Raw genomic sequence first — 19954 nt, 5'->3', positions numbered from 1 at the left:
GGCCGAGAGTGGGGTTAACGAGGGTCTAACCCCGGAAAATTTATACACTCCAGTTAGGCTGTGATAAGCTACCCTTTCTGGATAAGGACTTCCGTTAAATCACGCAGATTGAGAAACATGATCCATACCCCATTACCAGACCCAGAAGACAACCCAAGGTCGGTCAAACGTTGGCGGCGTTGGCTTATTTGGGGAAGTGTTGGCTTAGGTCTTACTTCTGTGACGATCGCTGGTGGTGTAAGCTGGTTTATACATTACCGTTTAGCCTCTACCATCGCTACAGCCTTAGAGGGGACTCTCGATAGACCTGTAGAAGTCGGACCTGTTGAACGCTTTGGGATTATTAGTGTTCGTTTTGGACGGTCTGTGATTCCTCCCACAGATACTGATCCCAATACCGCCTCACTTGAAGCGATCGAAGCCAGCATTTCCATTATATCACTATTAACGCCAACTGTCGGCTTAAATTTACGGGTGATCAATCCCCAAGTTTATCTTGAACAAGACGAACTCGGAAATTGGATTAGGACTGAGATAGCGCCGGGGGATGAAAGTCCTGTGGATGTGGAAATTGGCTCTATTACCATTGAGAATGCTAATGTTAAACTCATGCCTCAAACTCTGCTGACGGCTGAGGTGAGAGAAGACCCGATCGCCCTCAATGTCGATCGCCTGATTTTAGATATCAGTGACCAGAACGATCGCATCAGAACCCACCTCACAGGTGAGTTTCACCGAGGCGGGAACATACAGGTTAGAGCGGATGGTATTTTATCTGCTGGAGATTTCGATACCACTATCACAGCTAATAGTCTTAATTTACCACAATTAGGATTATTAGTCAATACCCCCGGTATAATTTTAGGCGAGGGAGAAGCGGATGCCCAATTAAGGGTAAAATTGGCGAATTTTCAGCCGACTGGTATTTGGGGAAATCTGCAACTTAGGGAAGTACAAGCCATTTTAGCAACCCTTTCGGAACCGGTGACGATCACCAATGCTAATTTGGGGTTTGAGGAGACAGAGGCGACTGTGGAGACCCTAGAAATAGCTTGGGGTGATTTAGGAGTAACGAGCGGAGGGACAATCAGAACTAATGCAGAATTTGACTTGTTACAAACGGAATTCGATTTACAGGCAAATTTGCTCCCTGTTACTTTGGCGACGTTATTAGAAACGGCGGATCGAGAATTAGGGGAAACTCTGGTTTTACCAGTTCAGGTCGCGGGGGAAGTTACGGCTGATATTAACTTGACGGGAAACCTACAACAGCCTCAGCTAGAAATAGCGATCGCCACCACAGAAGCAACCCAAATAGATCGGGTAATTTTTAGCGAAATTTCCACGGAAATAGCCATCACACCAGAACTAGATCAGCAGTTTAATTTAGTAGCCGACCCAAGTATCAGCATTAACAATTTAAGGATTAAACCCATAAGCGGGGGAGAAATTAGCGGCGCTGGTAGTATGCAATTAACGGGACTGACGGAGTTACTTCGCGCCGCCACATTGACGACAGAATCACCAGAGGAATTTGTTTTACAGCCAACGGTAGAATTTACCCTAGATATTGACAGTCTATATTTAGATGCGATCGCCAGTCTATATGAACTTCCGAATAATACTAGATTAGGGGATATGTTCGCGACGGCTAAAGTTTCAGGTTCCCTAGATAACCTCCAAGGGGATATTAACTTTAATCTCCCAAATGGAACCTTGCCGATTTTGGGTTCTAGTCAAATCACCAAAAATCAGTTAACCGCGAATATAGCGATAGCCGAGGGTATAGTAAATGCGAATGTGCAACTGGCGGATAATAATAATTGGATAGCCACCCTGAACGCCAATGAATTAGGCTTAGATCCCCTAGTCAAATTAGGATTACCCCTCGCCAATTTACCCCCAGAGGTGCAGTTAATTATCGGACAAATTGACCTGAGACAAGATAAATTAAACCTAGACACGACCATCACAGGTCAACTAGATAAACTGAACCTAAACGACATCATCGCCAATGGCAATTTTAACCTAACGATCGCTAATGGAGAAATCAACAGTGATTTCAAATTAATAGGTGGAAAATTGGGGGCAGATTTTCTGGCAAATCGCCTAAATTTACAGCAAATAATAGGTATCGGACTACCCCTAATAAATTTACCGCCAGAAACTCTTATCCAACTGCAAACTCTAGATTTCAGCAATGGAACCGTGCAAAGTAGAGGAGTTGTGTCGGCGGACTTAAATAATTTTGACCCCAATAACATCACGGCTAATGCTATCGGCGACATCAATTTAGGCAATATGGGAGGGGTGATATCTTTCCGAGAAACTCGCCTAGCGAATGGGGTATTTAACTTGGAGTTGGAGGCGAATAGTATCCATGTTAATCCCTGGTTAAATGTAGCCAGCAATTTGGGTAATTTACCACCGGAAACTAGGGAAAAATTGAGGCGATCGCCAGAGTTAAGAAACAGTCGCTTAAATGGAGTCATGATAGCCGGAGGAAATCTGAATAATCTTAATCAGATTAAAGGTAGTGTGAATGGATTAGTTAACCTTCCCCAATTAGGGGGAGAAATCACCGCCAGAGGCGAAATTGAGGCGGGAGACTTTGAGGGAACTATCATCAGTAATAATCTGCCTTTAAATCCCCTAATCAACTTAGGGCTACCTTTAGCGAATTTACCCGCAAATGTAGTAGCAGAAATTCGGAACTTAGACCTAGACAACCCACAACTACAAGGGGAAACCCGGTTTAGTGGAAACCTAGCCAGCATGACTCCAGAAGCGCTAACCATTAGTTTAGACGGACAGTTAAACTTAGGGAGAGATGGCATAATTAAAGCCACAGGTAGGACTCAAGCTGGTGACTGGAATGCTAATATAATAGGCGATCGCATTGCCTTAAATCGCTTTTCACCATTAGTCGAAAATCTCACCGGAATCGAAACCGCCCTCAGACCGACGGGATTACTTAACCAAGCCCAAAATATGCCCTTATTGCGAGGGTTGTTAGATACCGAATTAAATGCTAGAGGTTCAGTCACCGAATTCAACCCCGCCACCCTGGAAGCCACCAGCCAACTAAGACTAACAGAATTACCAATAATTCGTCAACCCTTGGAAGCCATAGCGAGACTGAAAAACGGACAAGTAAACATTGACCAAGCCGAAACTCCCCAATTTGGTGCTAACGGTTTATTAGCGCTAGAATTTAGTGGAAGTGGGGTTCCCAGTTTAGCCAATGTCGATCTAAATTTACGGGTATCTAACTTTGATTTAAACTCGCCTTTAGTAGAACCCCTCTTAGCCAACCTTCCCTCAGAAATACTACGGGGAGAAGTGCCACCTTTGGCGGGTAATGTGAGTTTTGCTGGTCAGTTAAAAGGTGCTATTTCCGCATTAAATTTACAGGGTGATGTCAGGTTAGAAAATTTTGCCATGCGGTCTCTCATATTTGACCCAGTAATGACCGGAACTTTAACAGCAGGACTAGGTGGCGGCGGTGTCACCTTAGCCTTATCAGGTCAACAGGACAAAATCGAGTTAGTATTAGACGATCGCTTTTTACCGACTGCATTTTTAGTACAGCGAGGAAATGCGATCGCCAAAGGAACCACCCCCAGCCTAAACCAGCTACAAATAACCCTAGAAGATTTCCCCATAGACCAATTAGGAATATACCCCATAGTAGCCGAAGGTTATGGTAATTTAGGAGGGAACTTAGCCGTAATATTAAACATTACTAATCTCGCCAGTTTAGACATCAATCAAATAGGCGCAACTGGTGAAATTAGCGTCCAAAAACCCAGTTTAGGTCATATAGAAGCCGATAGCTTCACCATTACTCAACTCAACCTTAGCCGTGGTCAATTTAGCTTTAATGACGGGGAACTTCGCCTAGGAGAAACCCAAGTTTTCATAGCAGGACAAGCCAACCTAGGCGCTATTATAGCCCAGGTTCCCGACTCCCCGGAAGAACCCCAATTTCAAGCTGATATCAGGGTTCCCCAAGGTAGACTACAAGATATATTTACCGCCTTAGAATGGTTCCAGTTAAGTGATATCGCCAACGGTCTCCAGCAACCCCAACGCGGCACCGCAGCCGACCTAGAAACCGTGGCCGTAGGATTATCTGAGACAGCGACCCTCCACCAACAGCTACAACGTTGGGCAGAAATTAACGCCCTATTGGAACAATGGGAAATCAAACAGAAGGAGAATGCTTCGCCATTTCCGCCCCTAGAGCAAGTCAATGCCAAATTTGATGCCGAAATCAAAATAAGCGGTTCCCCAGCCAATTTAACCGCCACTGCGGACATAAATGGTGCTGACTGGACATGGGGCGAGTACCGAATTGATGAGTTAGGATTAGAGGCAAGTTTCGAGGATAATATAGTCCGGGTGTTACCGTTGAGAGTGCGTTACGGTGAGACATTGGTGGGGTTTCAGGGACAACTAGATTTAGATGAGCAAATACCTTCGGGTCAGTTGCGGGTTAAGAATTTCCGCTTAGAAACCATAGAAGAATTTTATGACATCCCCAATATTGCTTTGAGTGGACAATTAAACCTACGCGCTTTGTTAGCGGGGAGTTTAGATAATCCCCAAGCCTCCGGGGAATTTACGGTACTTGAAGGCTTATTTAATGATGAACCCCTGAAAGAGGCGCGGGGTAGTTTTAACTATAATAACGCCCGGTTTAACCTAGGTGGAACGGTGTTAGTGACGGAACAAGATCCTATAGAATATCGTGCATCAGTACCCTTTAGATTACCCTTTGCTAAGGTGAGACCAGAAAGTAATCTGGTCAGCGCTGAGGTGCAAATGCTGAATGAGGGATTCAAGATTATTAATTTACTCAATCCAGAAGTGAGTTGGGTTGAGGGACAGGGTCTTGTACAAATGCGGGCGCGAGGAGTCCTAGAACAGGCTGATGATGGCTCAATTAAGAATATTCTCATAGAACCTGATGGGGTGTTGAAGCTGGAAGATGTGGTGTTGAGGCTGGCTAGTAATAACAGTTCGATTACGGGTTTATCGGGAACAGCAACTTTCCTGAGAAATCGCCTGCGGGTTAAGGGTATGGAAGGGGAATTATTGGGAGACGCTGGGACGGGAAAGGTTGTTATCGATGGGGTATTGCCAATTTTTGAACCAATGAGACCGGAAGATCCAGATATTGACTCGCCCCTGAAAATGGTTCTGGAAAATTTAAAGTTAAATTTAGCCCTATTGTATCAGGGAAAAGCGGCGGGAGAAATTGTGATTGGTGGGACGGCTTTGCAACCGGGAATTGGTGGTCAGGTGGTGTTGTTTGATGGGGCTGTAACTTTACCGGAAGCAGACCAACCCCCGGCTACGGATAACGGAGATAGTCCAGAACTGCTAAATACTGGACCGGTAGAGGTGAGCTTGAATAATTTTATGTTGACTTTGGGAGAGCATATTCAAGTGCGATCGGCTTCTATTACGCCTATTTTTGATGCCCCTGTGCTGAATTTTAACGCCAATGGCACAATTATAGTTAATGGAGATTTAGATAGTTTGGAGAGTCTTCGCCCCCAGGGAACTATTGAATTGACGGGAGGCGCGGTGAATTTGTACACGAGTCGATTTCAGTTAGACCGGGGTTATCCTCAACGCGCTACTTTTGTTCCTGAGCATGGACTTAACCCGATTTTAGATGTGCGACTGGTGACTAGGGTATCGGAAACGACTCCGGCTGTGGCTTCAACTTCTGCTTTTGAAACGGAACTTATGGAAGTACCTAGGGCTGCTCAATTTGGTACGGTACGCACTATTAGGGTAACTGCTTTGGCTCAGGGTCTGGCTTCTGAGATTAACGATATTCTGGAGTTACGCAGTTCACCACCGCGATCGGAAATTCAACTGTTAGCTTTGTTAGGAGGTAGTGCGATCGAGGGAGTAACGGGGGATACGACTTTAGTGTTGGCAAATATTGCTAGTGCGGGACTGTTTAATGAGATTCAACAGAGTGTTCTTGATGCTACTGGGTTGACTGAATTTCGCATTTATCCGGCGCGGGTGTCTCAGTCCCAGGAACGTTCGGGTTCGACGGCTTTGGGTTTGGGGCTAGAGGTGGGTTTGGATGTTGCTAATGATGTGTCGGTTTCGGTGAGTCGGGTTCTGGCGGCGAACCAGCCTACTCAATTGAATCTCAACTATCGGGTTAATGACCGCTTGCTTTTGCGGGGGGCTACGAATTTTGGCAATGAAAGTGAGGTGAGGTTTGAGTATGAAACACGATTTTAGTCGGGGTTTGAACAGGGCTGAATTTGGCTAATGGCAATAATTCATCAACAGCAACACGACAGTTTTTCAGGAGGAGTCAACTATGTATAACATGAATCAATCCCTGCAAGTGGCTAAACAAGCCACCAGAGATATCGAAGGCTGGTTATCTGGTCTGCCGGAAACTGTGGCTATTGAAAATGTGGAAGATAACCCGCAATATCAAAGGGTTGATGTTGATTTGATTTGGATAACTCAAACCGGATCCTATCAAGTGGAAATTAAGGGCGATCGCTACCACAAAACTGGTAATTTCTTTTTGGAAACTCACAGTAATAAGGAACGCAATACACCCGGCTGTTTTCTCTACACAGAGGCAGATTGGGTGTTTTACTACTTCGTGACTCCCCGTCTGCTTTACCAATTGCCTATGCCAGCCACCCGCCACTGGTTTCTTGAGAATATTAACCGTTTCCGCGAAAGGTCAACTACCACCAATGTGGGTAATAGCTATTATACCACGGTGGGGCGATTGGTTCCGATTAATGTGGTAATTGCTGAAGTTGCTAACATTGCCAGACATCAACTATAATCAGCATTAATTTAATTATTTAAATAATCGTTGATAATCCACATAAAATCGATTTTTATAGGTTTACAGTAGTATTAATCCGGTAAATCTCTATAATTCGCTATAGCCTCCCCCTGAGCATATTTAAATTCTGGTGGGGAAACTGACGCAGCATGATAATTATGGAAGGGGGTACTTCCAGCGATGGTTATACTGAAAGGGTTGGGTATTTCTGAACATCTCCAATCGAACGGGCCCCCCCAAGTGGTGGCGATCGCCCCTGTAAATGGCTTCTACACTGACATTAGAGGCAATTGCTCAATTCAATTTTTCTAAATTTGCGTAAATTTAGTGGTTGTCGCTGATAGGTAGATAGATGATCAGCCCACCGGATGGCCATCTCTAACTGAGGATCACTGAAATGGGAGGATAACGTTTAGAAAAGTTTACAGTCAAAAAGTAAATTTGTGTTTAATAATAAGGAGATAACATTAGGCGTTTAAGCATTAAGTTCAAAATCGTAAAAGTGCCTCACTGTAAGGGTTATAGATTCTATTGACCCACATTTTGTAGCACCCTTTTTTAGAACTTTCGCCGCAGGAGGGGCGATTTTAGATTTTAGTAGTCAAAGGAGATGCGATCGCGCTTCCTTTCATGCTTTGTATTTTCAGCAATATACAGTTAAGTTTTACTAAGTTTCACGATTGAGATATGGTTAATTCTACAGCCCCAAATATAATAGCTCTACAGGTAATTAGAGAGGCAGTTTGGCATTTAGCAAATTGGGCACAAGCCAAATGGCCCCCCAATTTTAATGTCCCAGAAGAGAATCCGGCGATCGCTAGAGCAAAACAATTGTTATCTTGGACAGAGACTAGCCAGATTCAACCCTTACACCTTTTGTTTGATGCGGTGAATCTATCACAGCCACAATCTCATCAGCATTATGTACCCGCTATCGCCATTGAGGATAGCAACCCTACAATTCCTTATCCTACAAATGAACCAGTTCAAGCCGAACAAATTAATTTTTTGCAACAAAAAATTAGAGAAACTATCGCTAATTTAAGGCTAGAAGATTGGGAAAACTTGTCACTATTAACCTTGCTTTTAGAAAAGTTTGGCTCCTGTTTATCATTAGGATTTGAAAATGTAGCTTTTTATGATTTGGTCAAATCAACTGCGGCGATCGCCGCGATTTTATCAAATGATTATCAAGCATCAAAGATTAGCTTAATAGCGGGTGATTTGTCTGGAATTCAAGACTTTATCTATACCATTTCATCTGACGGAGCCTTGAAATCACTAAGAGCTAGAAGTTTTTATCTGGAATTAGTGACGGAAGAAGTAGCCCAACAACTGCTAAATAAATTAAATATACCTCGGACTAATATTATTTATGTTGGCGGCGGCAATTTATATTTATTAGCTCCAGAACAGAATAATAATGAAAATTTAGTTGAACCCATACGAGATGCTTTCAATGAATGGCTGATTGATGAATTTCAAGGCAAAGTATTTTTAAGTCTGGGAACTCAAAATTTTGATATCGAGGAAATTGGAACGGCTAAATTTGCCCAACAATGGGCAACCATTACTCAAAACTTAGCTCTCCAAAAAGCTCGCAAATTCGATCATCATTTGGATAATTTCTTAGCGATTCAGGAAACCTATGAACCTTGTCGGGTTTGCCATCGAGATGATGAGGAAAACTTAAAACCGCTTAACCATCAAGAAGCCGATTCAGTTTTAGCTTGTCCGACTTGTCGGCAGATGTTTCGCCTAGGAAGTGAACTTTTTAGGGTAGATGCGATCGTGCGATCGCCGGTTCGCGATAGTATTGCCAAAGCCTTAGATAGCTTGCAGATTAAGTTACCAGGACAGAGTATATATTATCACTTATTTCGGGGAAAGCAGCAAGTTAAAAATTTAGAAGAATCGGAAACTGTTTTTTTGGTAAATAATTGGAAAGTTGCCGACTATCAAAATGGCAACTCAGTTTCTTTATTACTCGGCAACTATGCTCAAAATAGTCAGGAAGAATATGGAACAATGACAGCCAATGAAATGGCAGATCTGGCTAAAAAAGACGGTTGTATTCCCAGAGTTGGTTATTTGCGAATGGATGTAGACAAATTAGGGCAGATTTTTGCCAAAGGTTTAGGAAATGATCAAACCTTACCTCGGTTAGCTGGATTATCGCGCCAAATGAGTTATTTTTTTAAAGTTTATTTGAATAGTCTGGCTCAATTTCGTCAGGAAAATTTACATAATACAGTGTTTCAGAGACTAACTGGAGAACGCCAAAATTTAGTATTTATTTATGCGGGAGGAGATGATTTATTTGTGAGTGGCGCATGGCATGAAGTTGTGGAATTTGCTTTTGATGTTTATCAATGTTTTCGCGCTTATACTGGGCATCACCCAGACATCAGCCTTTCTGGCGGTATTAGCTTGTCAGTTGCTAAATTTCCTCTCTACCAAGCAGCAGAGGAATCTGGACAAGCAGAAGATCAAGCTAAAGCAAATGGTCGGGACAGCTTGGGATTATTTGGGAGTGTATTTAAATGGGATGAGTGGTTGGGAACTGAATTAACAAATTTGCCAAATATGCCACGGAGTCCGCATAATTTCCTCAAACCGAAGGAATTGCAAACTTATCTTGCTAACGAAATATCACCGAGTCTTTGGGGAGTGTTGCCATTTGTTAAACAATTGCATCCATCCCTAGAAATAAACTATTCTCGAAGTTTTATAAGGAATCTATTGGCAACAGCAGAACTTCAGGATAAAATGATAAAAGAAGCTGCCAGCAAACCCCAGGAGTATCAGTGGGATGTCCGTTACTTCCTGCACCTGCCCAAAATTGCTTATACTTTAGCCAGGCTACCAGATCATGTTCGTAATCATCCTAATTTTGAACCAATTCGTACTTCTCTGAAAAACCCCTATAATGCTCCCTACTTTCGAGCGATCGCCACCTGGCTAGAGATGCTTAACCGTTCTTCAATTAACAGTGAATAAAACCCCGCCCGCATTCTCAGTCAGACCCTGCTCATATAAAAACCGGAAATTCTTATGACTTCCAATCAACCGAGACGCAATTCAACACCTCAATCAGCATCGTCCCCAACTCCGGACAGAGAGATGATTAAAGCTATTCACAAGCTGAACCAGGACAAGAAAAATGGGACTCTCAAAGATTACCCAATTCGAGATCTGGTTAAACACGCTGAGATGTTCGGGCCTTATCTCAAAAACCGGAGGTTAGAGACCAATCAGATCCGCAAGTTTTTGGATGCTATTAATCGTTTGAAAGCCAAACTGGCTCAAACTGAAGAAAATCAGAATCAGCTTTTTGCCGAAATTGAACCGGAAATTGTACTTCTCAAACCAAAATTAGCTTATGCAGCAGCCAGACAAGAGGCAGCCAAACCTTTGAGTGATGTTATGTCTGCTGCTATCGATCATGTACATTCTTTAGAAGATTTTGAACGCTTAGTTCAATTGATCGAGTCCATTATTGCTTATCATAAAGCCGAAGGAGGAAAATAATGACAGTTATTGAAAGACCTCAAACCCCCCTAGTTGGAAAGTTAAAAATTACCGGAACTTTGATTGTTGAAACCGGACTGCATATCGGTGGTGGCGGAGAAACATTGGAAATTGGAGGACTGGATAAACCTGTAATTCGCGATCCGGTGAGTCAATATCCATATTTGCCTGGTTCTTCGATTAAAGGTAAACTTCGATCAATTTTAGAAAGATGGCTTAATAAACCTTTAAATCGAGGGGGAGGAAGCGGAACATACCGTTATGAAAGTGATGATATAGAGAGTGGCTATACAGAGATTCAAGCGGATCAGTATGTTGAATATGAAGGTGCAAAAACCTGTCAAGTTAGCCGTCTCTTTGGCTCCACTGGTGGTTCTAAGTGTTGGATTCCTACTAATATTGCTCAGTCACAGGAATTAGGTGGTCAGGGAAATAAAACCATTAATGGTGTATCTCATACGAAGATTAAAGGCAGAAATTGTCCGGCTCGCTTGATTGTTCGGGATTGCCATTTAACTCCTGAATCAGCCGAGCAACTTCGTAACATTGACACTGGGTTGTATATGACCGAGTGGAAGTTTGAGAATGGATTAGATCGGGTGACAGCAGCGGCTAACCCCAGACAATTAGAGCGAGTGCCAGCCGGAGCAAAATTTACTTTTGAAATGGTCTATACTGTTGAGGATGAAAATCAGGCGATTGAAGATGTAAAAAACTTGGCGATCGCTCTGTCAATTTTAGAAGATGATGCCTTGGGAGGACATGGTTCTAGGGGTTACGGAAAAGTGAGATTTGAGAACTTTAATTTTGATTACCGTGATGCCAAACAATACGAAAATATTGCCAGTGGTGGCGGTACTTCTATTAACTTCCCATCCCTCAAAAATACGGCTGAATTTTTAAGCAGATTTAGCGAAATTCAATCTCAGTTACCAGGCAGTTAAACCTAAATTATGAGCAACTACAAGCTAGTTAGCCTCAATTTCGGACAACACTCTACCCATTTTGGTGAAGTCGGAATTGGAGTTGAAGAAACGAGCGAACGAGTGCGTTCTGATACATTATTTAGCGCGCTAATTATTGCCTATGCTCGGTTATTTGGAAAAGATGCTGTTGAAGATTTACTAAAATCTTTTGACTCATCGCCTCCTTTTCGGGTCAGCTCAACATTTATTTACTCTGAGAATGGTCAAAAAAGGATTGACTACCTACCAAAACCGCTCAAATTTCCGCGCGGGTATCCGGTGGGGAATGACTTGGAATTTACCAAGACTTACAAAAAAATTCACTACTTACCTCTGGATATTTGGCAACGCTGGTATCAAGGTAGTGGTTTTACGGTAACCGATCGCACCGAATTGATTGATTATACTAACCAGGCTAACAGTTCTGGTAATCTTAAAAATTCGGGAATTTTCGACTATAGCCAAGCCTATCAAATCCATAAAACTCCCAAAGTGGCGATCGACCGAACAACTCGGGCGACCAATTTCTACCATACTGGTTTTGTGCAATTTAATAAGTCCTGTGGATTGTACTTTTTAATAGATTTGGTTAAAGTAGATAAAGACCTAGAAAATAGACTTTTTGCCGCCTTAAATTTATTGGGGGATGAAGGCTTAGGCGGTGAGCGTTCCAGTGGCGCAGGACAGTTTAAACCCACTTGGTCAGATCTATCTGATACATGGCAAAACTTGCTTAACTGTCCTCAATCAACCGACTACAGTTTAATCAGTTTGCTTTGGGAAAATCCGATTTCGGATACACTCCATAATGATAGAGCTAGTTATGGAATACTGGAACGAGGGGGATGGATTTCCTCTCCCTTTTCTGGGCGACAACTGCGACGCAAAAAAGTGCGGATGTTTGTGGAAGGCTCGGTATTTCCGGTGCGTACTGACGGACAATTAGCGGATGTAACTCCCTACGAATTTCAAAAATTGCATAAAGTGTATCGGAGTGGAATTGGTTTTAGCTTGCCTATTATCCTATAACAACAAGAGTCATGGTTTCAGCTTTCAATATTTCCAAGCCTCAAGTTTATGAAACTAGAACAATTCAGTTATCGAGTCCGCTTTTACACATTGGCTCTGCGGTGTCTCGGCTCAACCCATTTGAATATGTTCAAACCAGTCAAAGAGTCTATCTTCCAGAGCAAGAAGCTCTGGCTAGAGAATTGTCAAATCGAGGCAAATTGCAGGATTATATCAGTGCGATAGAGCATCGACAAGAAATTCTCAGTATTCTGAGATCAACTTTTGGTGAAAATTGGCAAGATGCTAAAGATGTTTTGGGAAATCCTATTTTTCCACCAGGAGCAATTGATAGGAAATGGACTGATGAAAAAGTAACTGATTTACGGCCCATGATTCGTAATGGATTCGGACAGCTTTACATTCCCGGCAGCTCAATTAAAGGTGCCATTAGAACAGCGATCGCTTATTACTTACTCAAAAATGCTGAGAAGTACGGAGTTCCTAATTCTAACCGAGTGAGTGCGATCGAGGAACGACTGAGGCAGCAGTTAGATAATAACCACTTGCAAAAACAACAAAAGTGGGCAGACGATCAGCTATTCATGGATAGTTTATTTGCGGATTTCTCATTAAATTATCAGGGAAAATCAATGGCAGCGGCTACCGGGCCGAATACTGATATTATGCGAGCTGTTCAAGTCACTGATTCTCAACCTCTAATGGAAAGGAAAGTGACGATGAAAAATAACAAAATAGTTACTTTTAACATTCCCGTTGTAGCTGAAATTCTGGTTTCTAGTCACTTTGATAATGATAATGCTAAATACAGAGCTTCTATTTATGCAGAAGTTGTCAGAAATGTTAAAACCCAGTTTACTTTGTCCTTAGATACGGAAATGTTATCCTGGTTTCAACACAAAAGAGGCATGAAAATTCCTTTTAAATCCGTTGATGAATTGCTGAATATTTGCCAAAGTTTTGCTAAAGAACAGTGGGATGGAGAACATGATTACTGGATGATGGTCAAAAACAAACAGCATCAAGGTAAAAATCTTGATTTTGCAGCAATTAGAGATTTTTATGAACCAGAACAATGCCCTTATCATTTGCGAATAGGTTGGGCTAGTGGGATGACCGGAACCACGGTAGGATGGCTATTTGCAGATGATTTGAGATCCCAAATTAGAGATACTTGTGGGATAAGAGCTCCCCAATTTGAAGCTCCCAAATCTCGTCGTACTGTGGTCGATCCTAATGGCAATATTAAATATGTCCCGGGGTGGGTAAAGTTTCGAGGATAATTAATGCTGATTCGTTCAACTTGGACATTGACTGTTTGTGAACCGATGACACTTCCTAGGTCTTACGGCTTGGAGTTGGTCAAACAACTTCATCATCAATTGGGGTTAGGAATTGGTCTCAATATGATCCCCGACACCAGCTTTTCTAGCATCATGGGACGGTGCTTGGGGGCTGGAGATTTCATTACATTTCAACCTGAAGAGTTGTATCAGCTAACCTTTTCTGGTTTGCAAGAAAAAAGTTCTAAAGCGATCGCATCTCTTGATTTATCAGGTGGTTTAGAATTTTTAGGAGTTCAATTTAAAGTTACCGATCGCCAAGATAATATCACAAGTTACGAACAACTTTACACTACCTTAGTAGCTAATGAACCGGAGCCAATTTTTGAGTCTCAACTCAAGTTTACAACTCCCACTTCTTTCGCCCAAAAAGCCATAAAGCTCCCCCTTCCAGTTCCCGGACTGATGTTTCGGAGTTGGCTGCAATCTTGGAATAATTTTGCTCCGATTTATTTGGGTAGTGGAGAATTGATTACTTATTTAGCAAATGCGATCGCTCTTAAACGTCATCGAATTTCTACTCAGCTATGTAGAATTGGGAAAGACTCAGTTAATGGATTTGTTGGTGAAATCACCTTAAAGGCATTGTACAAAACCGACCCCCTACTGGTGAATGTCGCGAATTTGTTGGTTCAATATTCTGAGTTTTCAGGAACTGGAATTAAGACAAGATTGGGAATGGGTCATACAGAAACTTATTCAAGGATTAATTAATTATGAGAACCGCTATCACGAAAATCATTTCTTTTCTGGGATTCAACTCTTACCAAGTTACCAAATATCAACATCCTACCCAGTCAATCTCTTTAACAACCAAATATTACCAAGAGGCTTTGGCTGAATTTTATCAGCCCCAGAAAATATATATTTTCTTGACTCCAACAGTTGAAACAAAATGTCCTGGTAGGGGAGACCAGAAAGAAGACCGCTCAAATTGGCATCAACTTGAAGAAATATTGGCACACAAGTTTCCTGAACTTGAGATTGTCCCAGTCAAAAACATTCCTGAGCGGAATAGTCCAGAAGATATCTGGACAATTTTCAATAAAGTTAATGAATGTTTGGAAGATGGCGATCGCGTCATTTTTGATATTACTCATTCATTTCGCTCTGTGCCAATTGTTGCGCTTTTGGCAGTTAGTTATTTTCGAGTGGTGCGAAATATTACCATTGAAGGTTTGCTTTATGGTGCATTTGAAGCTAAGGAGAATGGCATTACCCCCACCTTTGACCTTTTACCAGTAGTCCGCTTGTTTGACTGGCTTACAGCAACCGATCAGTTTCTGAAAACTGGGAATGGTGAAGACTTGGCGAAATTGTTGCAAGAGGCACAGGGTCATACTCAAGCATTGGGCGATCGCATTTTAGAAATTTCTCAAGGTTTGCAGTTATTGCGTCCCATGGATGTCATGACCGCCGCCGCAGCTTTACCGGAAAGTATTGAACAAGGTAAACCAGACTTAGCACGAGTTGTTCCACCTTTTGAACTATTATTAAATCGTGTGGTGAGTGAGTATGGTCAATTTGCTTTAGCTGAACCGAAAAACTATCAAGTCAATGGCAAAGCTGCATTACAGAAACAGCTTTTTGAGATTGAGTGGTATGCCAAGAAGGGTCTATATGTCCAAGCTATATCACTAGGACGGGAATGGCTACCTTCTCTCCTCTGTTATCATTTTGAACTCGATCCAATGGAGAAACAAGCACGGGAGGAAATGGAAATCCTTTGTTGTGGTGGTAAAGTGGGAGAGCGTGAGTCAATTTACCGCAGTCAATATAAAGAGATTGAACCATCTAAGCGTAAGATGATCAATCAGTTATGGAATAATCCCCCTTGTAAGTTGGCTAATTTACGCAATGATGTTCTTCATTCTGGTTTCCGTAAAGATCCGAAAAGTGTTGAAGAGATCAAACAAACATTACAAAAAATTGTCGAAGACCTGAAAACAATTGCTCAGGTCTGGGGTGTATTTGATGAAGAGTAGAAAAGCCCAATTTTAATAGTTAGCGTGTCATTCATTCCTCCCAACCCAGAGGGAGTCAAATATGCTTCACAAGTAAAAGTTGAGCCAGATCGCCTGTGAAAATCACTAATTGAGAACAATCAACATGAGACTTGCCATTTCGGAAACTTGGCTAACTATCAGTTAGTCACATCGGACAAGCCCCCCAAGGGGGAGCGATCGCCCCTGTAAATGGCTTCTACACTGACATTAGAGGCAATTGCTCAATTAAATTTTTAGATATTTGCGTAAATTTAGTGGTTGTCCCTGATAGGTAGATAGATGATCAGCCCACCGGATGGCCATCTCTAACTGCAATCGGAGGATAACCTTTAGAAAAGTTTACAGTCCCAAGGTAGATTCAAGTAGATTTGTGTTTGATAATAAGGGGATACCATTAAGCCTTTAAGCATTAGGTTTAATAGAGTGAAAGTGCCTCACTGTAAGGGTTATAGATTCTATTGACCCACATTTTGTAGCACCCTTTTTTAGAACTTTTGCCGGGGTGAGGGACGATCGCCTCTGGGTTAAGGTGGCGGCGCGGTGGTGGTGGGATGCGATCGCCAACTGGAAGTCTGGCCATAGACTCACCCAGAACCGATTGACCCGACCACCATGTTTAGACCTTTTTATTGGAACTTTTCCTATGGGCGTTATCTATATCGGCGATCGCAATACTGGCAAAACTTCCCTAGTCCTGGAACTGGCTCATCCCAGCAGCCAGTTCGTCAAAGTCACCGATCCCCTTTACGATCAACTTAAAGCCCTTCTGTGTGACAAGGGAAAAACCAAGGCTACCGATGCCAGCCAGGCTACCCACGATCGCCAACTGGAGATCGAAGTGACCCTGCCCAGCCGACCCAAAAACATCTATACCGAATGGATAGATACACCGGGGGAAATATGGCGCGCGACTTGGAAAAACGACAACCCCGACGAGTGGAGAAAATTTTTGAAAACCGCTCACAGCAGTCAAGGGGTGTGCCTAGTCCTGTCCCCCTACCGGGAAATTATCCGCCAGGGGGATGGCATCATTCAGGAAGACTTTATCACCCGCAAACAATGGATTAAACGATTTGAGCGCTGGGTAAAATTTTTCCGCCAAGACTGTCGCCAAGCCAAACATCTGGTTCTGTGTCTGAACAAAGCGGACCTGATCCGAGGCATCGACCTGAAAGAAGAAGCCCAAAAACTAGCCTACCATCCCGTCAATGCGGAGATGAACTGGATGCAACGCAACAACTACGTTTTCAAAAGGTTTTTCAGTCCCCTACAATCCCACATCGCCGAACTGAACCAATATACCTCCGGTTTATCCGTGAAATGTTTCATCACTAGCATTTACAGCCGGGAACTGGTGGAACTTCCTTGGATTTATCTGGGCACTTATCTTAGTAGTAACCAATAAAGGAGTCAGCTATGGGCAACATTTGCGTAATCGGCCCCAGGGCATCTGGAAAAACCACCTATCTCGCCGGACTCAGCTACTTTTCTGAGTACCGGGGTTCCCGCAGTGAATACAGCATCGAACCCCTGAACGACGAGACTCACAAGCTGGCGGAAGATGCCGACCAGACAATTTGCAACGGGTTAGCGGTTGAACCGACTGTGCTAGGCGATCGCATCAGAAGTGTGGATGACCTTCCCGACTACTCCTTTAAAATCGAAGTCAAACAGAGATTCCTCAGACCCCGAATCGATATCCAACTGACCGTTCGCGACTACCCCGGCGAAGTGTTCGATAAAATTCTCCACTCTTCCCCAGACCCGATTATGGAAGAATTTATCGACGAATGTTTTAGGGCTGACGTGGATGGTTGTTTGCTGTTGTTTACCGAGTGGGAAAGCAGCCGAGATCGTTTTTATAGCCAATTGATCAAGCAATTTTTAAAAATTATGGACGAACACGATCGCCTAAATAACTATCGCCTAGCCGTAGCCATGAGTAAATGCGAACGGGGGGAAATTTGGCCGGGAAGATTGGACCCGGAAACCGACCTATTTGGCATTTACTTGAAAAAAACCCTCAAAACCCTCAAAAAATCCGTTCCCCCCAAAAACTTGCAGTTTTACGCCATGTCAACCTTCGGCGTGTCGGGACGGTATGACCCTCGCCCCAACCGGGCGGATGCTCGGGGAACTAACGGACGAGTCTCGATTTTACGAGAACCGAACCGGTGGCAACCTTACAATTTAGTTGAACCGTTGTGTTGGTTAAGTACCGGCCAAATCTGAACTTTAAGAGTGAGTCGATCATGCTATTTGACAACCAAACCAACTCGACATCATTATCCGTCAAAACCTTGGGCGGAGATTCCGTGGTGCGAATTATCGGCGATCGCAGTTCGGGGAAAACCACTTATTTGGCATCCCTGGCTTACTGGCCCAACGCCAGCCCCGATAATCCCGTGCAAACCGTCTCCCCCGTCGGCGAAGACAGCGAGGAACTGGTAAACAAAGCCAGAGACATCCTAGAACAGGGATTATTACTGGAACCCACCAACCTCCACGATATCGACGCGGTGAAGGATTACACCCTCAGCATCACCCTCAAAGATCGCTTTTCCTGGTTGCGGGGGTCGGGAAAGATGGTGCAAATCAACGTCAGTTGTAAGGATTACAGCGGGGAGTTTTTCCGGGATTTGGTGCATAAAAGTGGCGATCCGATGCTGGATGATTACCTCGACGATTGCTGTTTGGCGACGGGGTTAATGGTACTCGTCGATGGAACCGCTCACCGCAAGGATAAGGACTATTGCGCGGGGATCGAAAAACTGTTGGTGGAACTCGATCGCGCTGAGTTGAAGAACCAACATCGACGGATTGCCTTTGTGTTGACTAAGTGCGAACAGTCGGAGTTGTGGGTGAACCGCCACGAACCGAAAAAGTTGGCAAACATGAGATTTCCCAAACTCTCGGCCCAACTGCAAAGCTATTCCAAACTAAACCGCGTGGGGGTGGAGTATTTCACTACTTCCGCCTTTGGGATTTTGGGGAAACAGTACCCCGAACCCAACTCGAAACGGTTGAAGCGATCGTGTGATGGGACAACTTCCGTGATTAAAAAACCGAGAGTCTGGCGGCCCTTTGGTTTAGTCGCCCCCATTTACTGGCTTTGTACCGGAAAACGCCACCCGGAACTCGATCGCGACTAATGCGATATTCCCGATGTCCTCATTTGCAATCTTTTCACAGCCATGACGATGATCTACATTCACGAATTTAGTATCGGAATTGAAGTCAAACCAACTTCCGATGGAGGGTGGGAATCGGGGGGATTTACCGGAAAGTACATGAATTGTACCCGTGAAATTCCCCCGGAGATATTAAATGCCATTTCTAGTGGCGAATTTTCCTTGTCAGAAGGGGGCCTCCAAGATCATCCGGCGATAGTGGGGCGACAAGTCGGGGGATATTCCGTGGTAGCCGTCGTCAGCCGGGGACGGGACGATCGCGGGCGGGGCGTATCGCTATACCGCTATTTTTGGTGTGAGGGAAAGGACTATATCGAAGCAATTTTGCGAACGATGATTTCGTCGTCGAATAAAGTTGATCCTCCCGTCTTCGATCCCTATTACCAACCCCCGTCAACCGGATACCGTTTAAACCAGGATTCACAGCCTGTTTCATTAGATAAATTTGCAGAATATTTAGACTCATCACCACCCATCGTTATTCCCCATAAACAACGCTGTACGCATTTGATATTAAACGAGATAGCGAAAGAGATAGCGAAACGACAAGGCCAGGACTATTCTTGGGCTTATAAGGTAGCGGCCTTAGAAAATCCCTGGTATTTCCAAGTAATTTATCCCGCCTGTTCCGAAGCGGAAGACAATTTCAAGGAAGTTTTAGCCCGTCGTCCCCGTGATTCCGTATTTATCTCTGGGGAAGCGGGGATTAAAACCGCGATCAAAGCCATCATAAAAGGTCGCGTCAAACCCGAACACATAAACAGCTTGGAAATCGCTTTAGCCCATCCCCAAATCGATGCTCAATTTTGGAACAAACTCTTAGATGGTCCAGGAGCATCCAAAGCCTACAAAGACAAAATATACTCCGAAACGATGGTTAGGCTGTTGACCTTAAAAGCCCTACTGATACCGAAATTCTTGCCCGACTTTTTGATTTGGATACAAACCGCCCCCAAGCCGGATGACTGTTGGGAATCTTGCCGGAAATTGCAGGCATCGATTGTCACAGAGTACGAAAAGAATATCCACGGCTTGCAAT

Annotated in this window: 13 protein-coding genes and 1 pseudogene; 13 read left to right on the top strand and 1 reads right to left on the bottom strand. The window is 43.5% G+C overall.

Annotation, left to right across the window (positions count from 1 at the left end; translation table 11 throughout):
• The first annotated feature begins 117 nt into the window (after positions 1-117).
• The 9 genes from ACTIE0_RS05625 (at position 118) to csx2 (ending at position 15703) form a co-directional block, all read left to right on the top strand.
• Complete coding sequence (locus ACTIE0_RS05625) at positions 118-6276, top strand: translocation/assembly module TamB domain-containing protein (protein ID WP_439516856.1); 6159 nt, start codon at positions 118-120, stop codon at positions 6274-6276.
• 82 nt (positions 6277-6358) lie between these two features.
• Positions 6359-6847 (top strand): hypothetical protein, encoded by a 489-nt coding sequence (locus ACTIE0_RS05620; protein WP_035759361.1) that lies wholly within the window; start codon positions 6359-6361, stop codon positions 6845-6847.
• A 690-nt stretch (positions 6848-7537) separates the two neighbouring features.
• Positions 7538-9850 (top strand): type III-A CRISPR-associated protein Cas10/Csm1, encoded by a 2313-nt coding sequence (gene cas10 / locus ACTIE0_RS05615; RefSeq protein WP_006670427.1) that lies wholly within the window; start codon positions 7538-7540, stop codon positions 9848-9850.
• A 54-nt stretch (positions 9851-9904) separates the two neighbouring features.
• Positions 9905-10381 (top strand): type III-A CRISPR-associated protein Csm2, encoded by a 477-nt coding sequence (gene csm2, locus ACTIE0_RS05610; RefSeq protein WP_228116368.1) that lies wholly within the window; start codon positions 9905-9907, stop codon positions 10379-10381.
• Entirely contained in the window at positions 10381-11325 is a 945-nt protein-coding gene (gene csm3, locus ACTIE0_RS05605; RefSeq protein WP_006624608.1) for a type III-A CRISPR-associated RAMP protein Csm3, read from the top strand. The genes csm2 and csm3 overlap by 1 nt, the downstream gene beginning before the upstream one ends.
• A gap of 9 nt (positions 11326-11334) precedes the next feature.
• Positions 11335-12375: a type III-A CRISPR-associated RAMP protein Csm4 gene (gene csm4, locus ACTIE0_RS05600; protein ID WP_006624609.1), complete on the top strand. Its 1041-nt coding sequence runs from the start codon at positions 11335-11337 to the stop codon at positions 12373-12375.
• A gap of 11 nt (positions 12376-12386) precedes the next feature.
• Positions 12387-13658, top strand: coding sequence for a type III-A CRISPR-associated RAMP protein Csm5 (gene csm5 / locus ACTIE0_RS05595; RefSeq protein WP_006624610.1), 1272 nt, complete (start codon positions 12387-12389; stop codon positions 13656-13658).
• Positions 13659-13661: 3 nt separating this feature from the next.
• Positions 13662-14432, top strand: a complete 771-nt coding sequence (gene cas6, locus ACTIE0_RS05590; protein WP_006670428.1) for a CRISPR system precrRNA processing endoribonuclease RAMP protein Cas6 — start codon at positions 13662-13664, stop codon at positions 14430-14432.
• A 2-nt stretch (positions 14433-14434) separates the two neighbouring features.
• Positions 14435-15703, top strand: coding sequence for a TIGR02221 family CRISPR-associated protein (gene csx2, locus ACTIE0_RS05585; protein ID WP_006624612.1), 1269 nt, complete (start codon positions 14435-14437; stop codon positions 15701-15703).
• Between the two features lie 436 nt (positions 15704-16139).
• Here the strand turns inward: csx2 and ACTIE0_RS05580 are convergent, their stop codons facing one another.
• Positions 16140-16304, bottom strand: a complete 165-nt coding sequence (locus ACTIE0_RS05580) for a hypothetical protein (RefSeq protein WP_162198542.1) — start codon at positions 16302-16304, stop codon at positions 16140-16142.
• Between ACTIE0_RS05580 and ACTIE0_RS05575 the strand changes: the two genes are divergently transcribed.
• The 4 genes and pseudogenes from ACTIE0_RS05575 to ACTIE0_RS05560 form a co-directional block, all read left to right on the top strand.
• Complete coding sequence (locus ACTIE0_RS05575; RefSeq protein WP_081593260.1) at positions 16254-17129, top strand: GTPase domain-containing protein; 876 nt, start codon at positions 16254-16256, stop codon at positions 17127-17129. The genes ACTIE0_RS05580 and ACTIE0_RS05575 overlap by 51 nt on opposite strands.
• A gap of 11 nt (positions 17130-17140) precedes the next feature.
• Positions 17141-17956 (top strand): hypothetical protein, encoded by an 816-nt coding sequence (locus ACTIE0_RS05570; RefSeq protein WP_006624615.1) that lies wholly within the window; start codon positions 17141-17143, stop codon positions 17954-17956.
• A gap of 20 nt (positions 17957-17976) precedes the next feature.
• Entirely contained in the window at positions 17977-18876 is a 900-nt protein-coding gene (locus ACTIE0_RS05565) for a hypothetical protein (protein ID WP_006670430.1), read from the top strand.
• A gap of 42 nt (positions 18877-18918) precedes the next feature.
• Positions 18919-19954, top strand: a pseudogene (locus tag ACTIE0_RS05560) (hypothetical protein); the annotation flags it as partial.

This window comes from Limnospira sp. (assembly GCF_051859755.1).
GTDB classification, from domain to species: Bacteria; Cyanobacteriota; Cyanobacteriia; order Cyanobacteriales; family Microcoleaceae; genus Limnospira; species Limnospira fusiformis.
The sequence above is the reverse complement of the archived record's forward strand: the minus strand, read 5'-3'. Positions and strand labels throughout refer to the sequence as shown.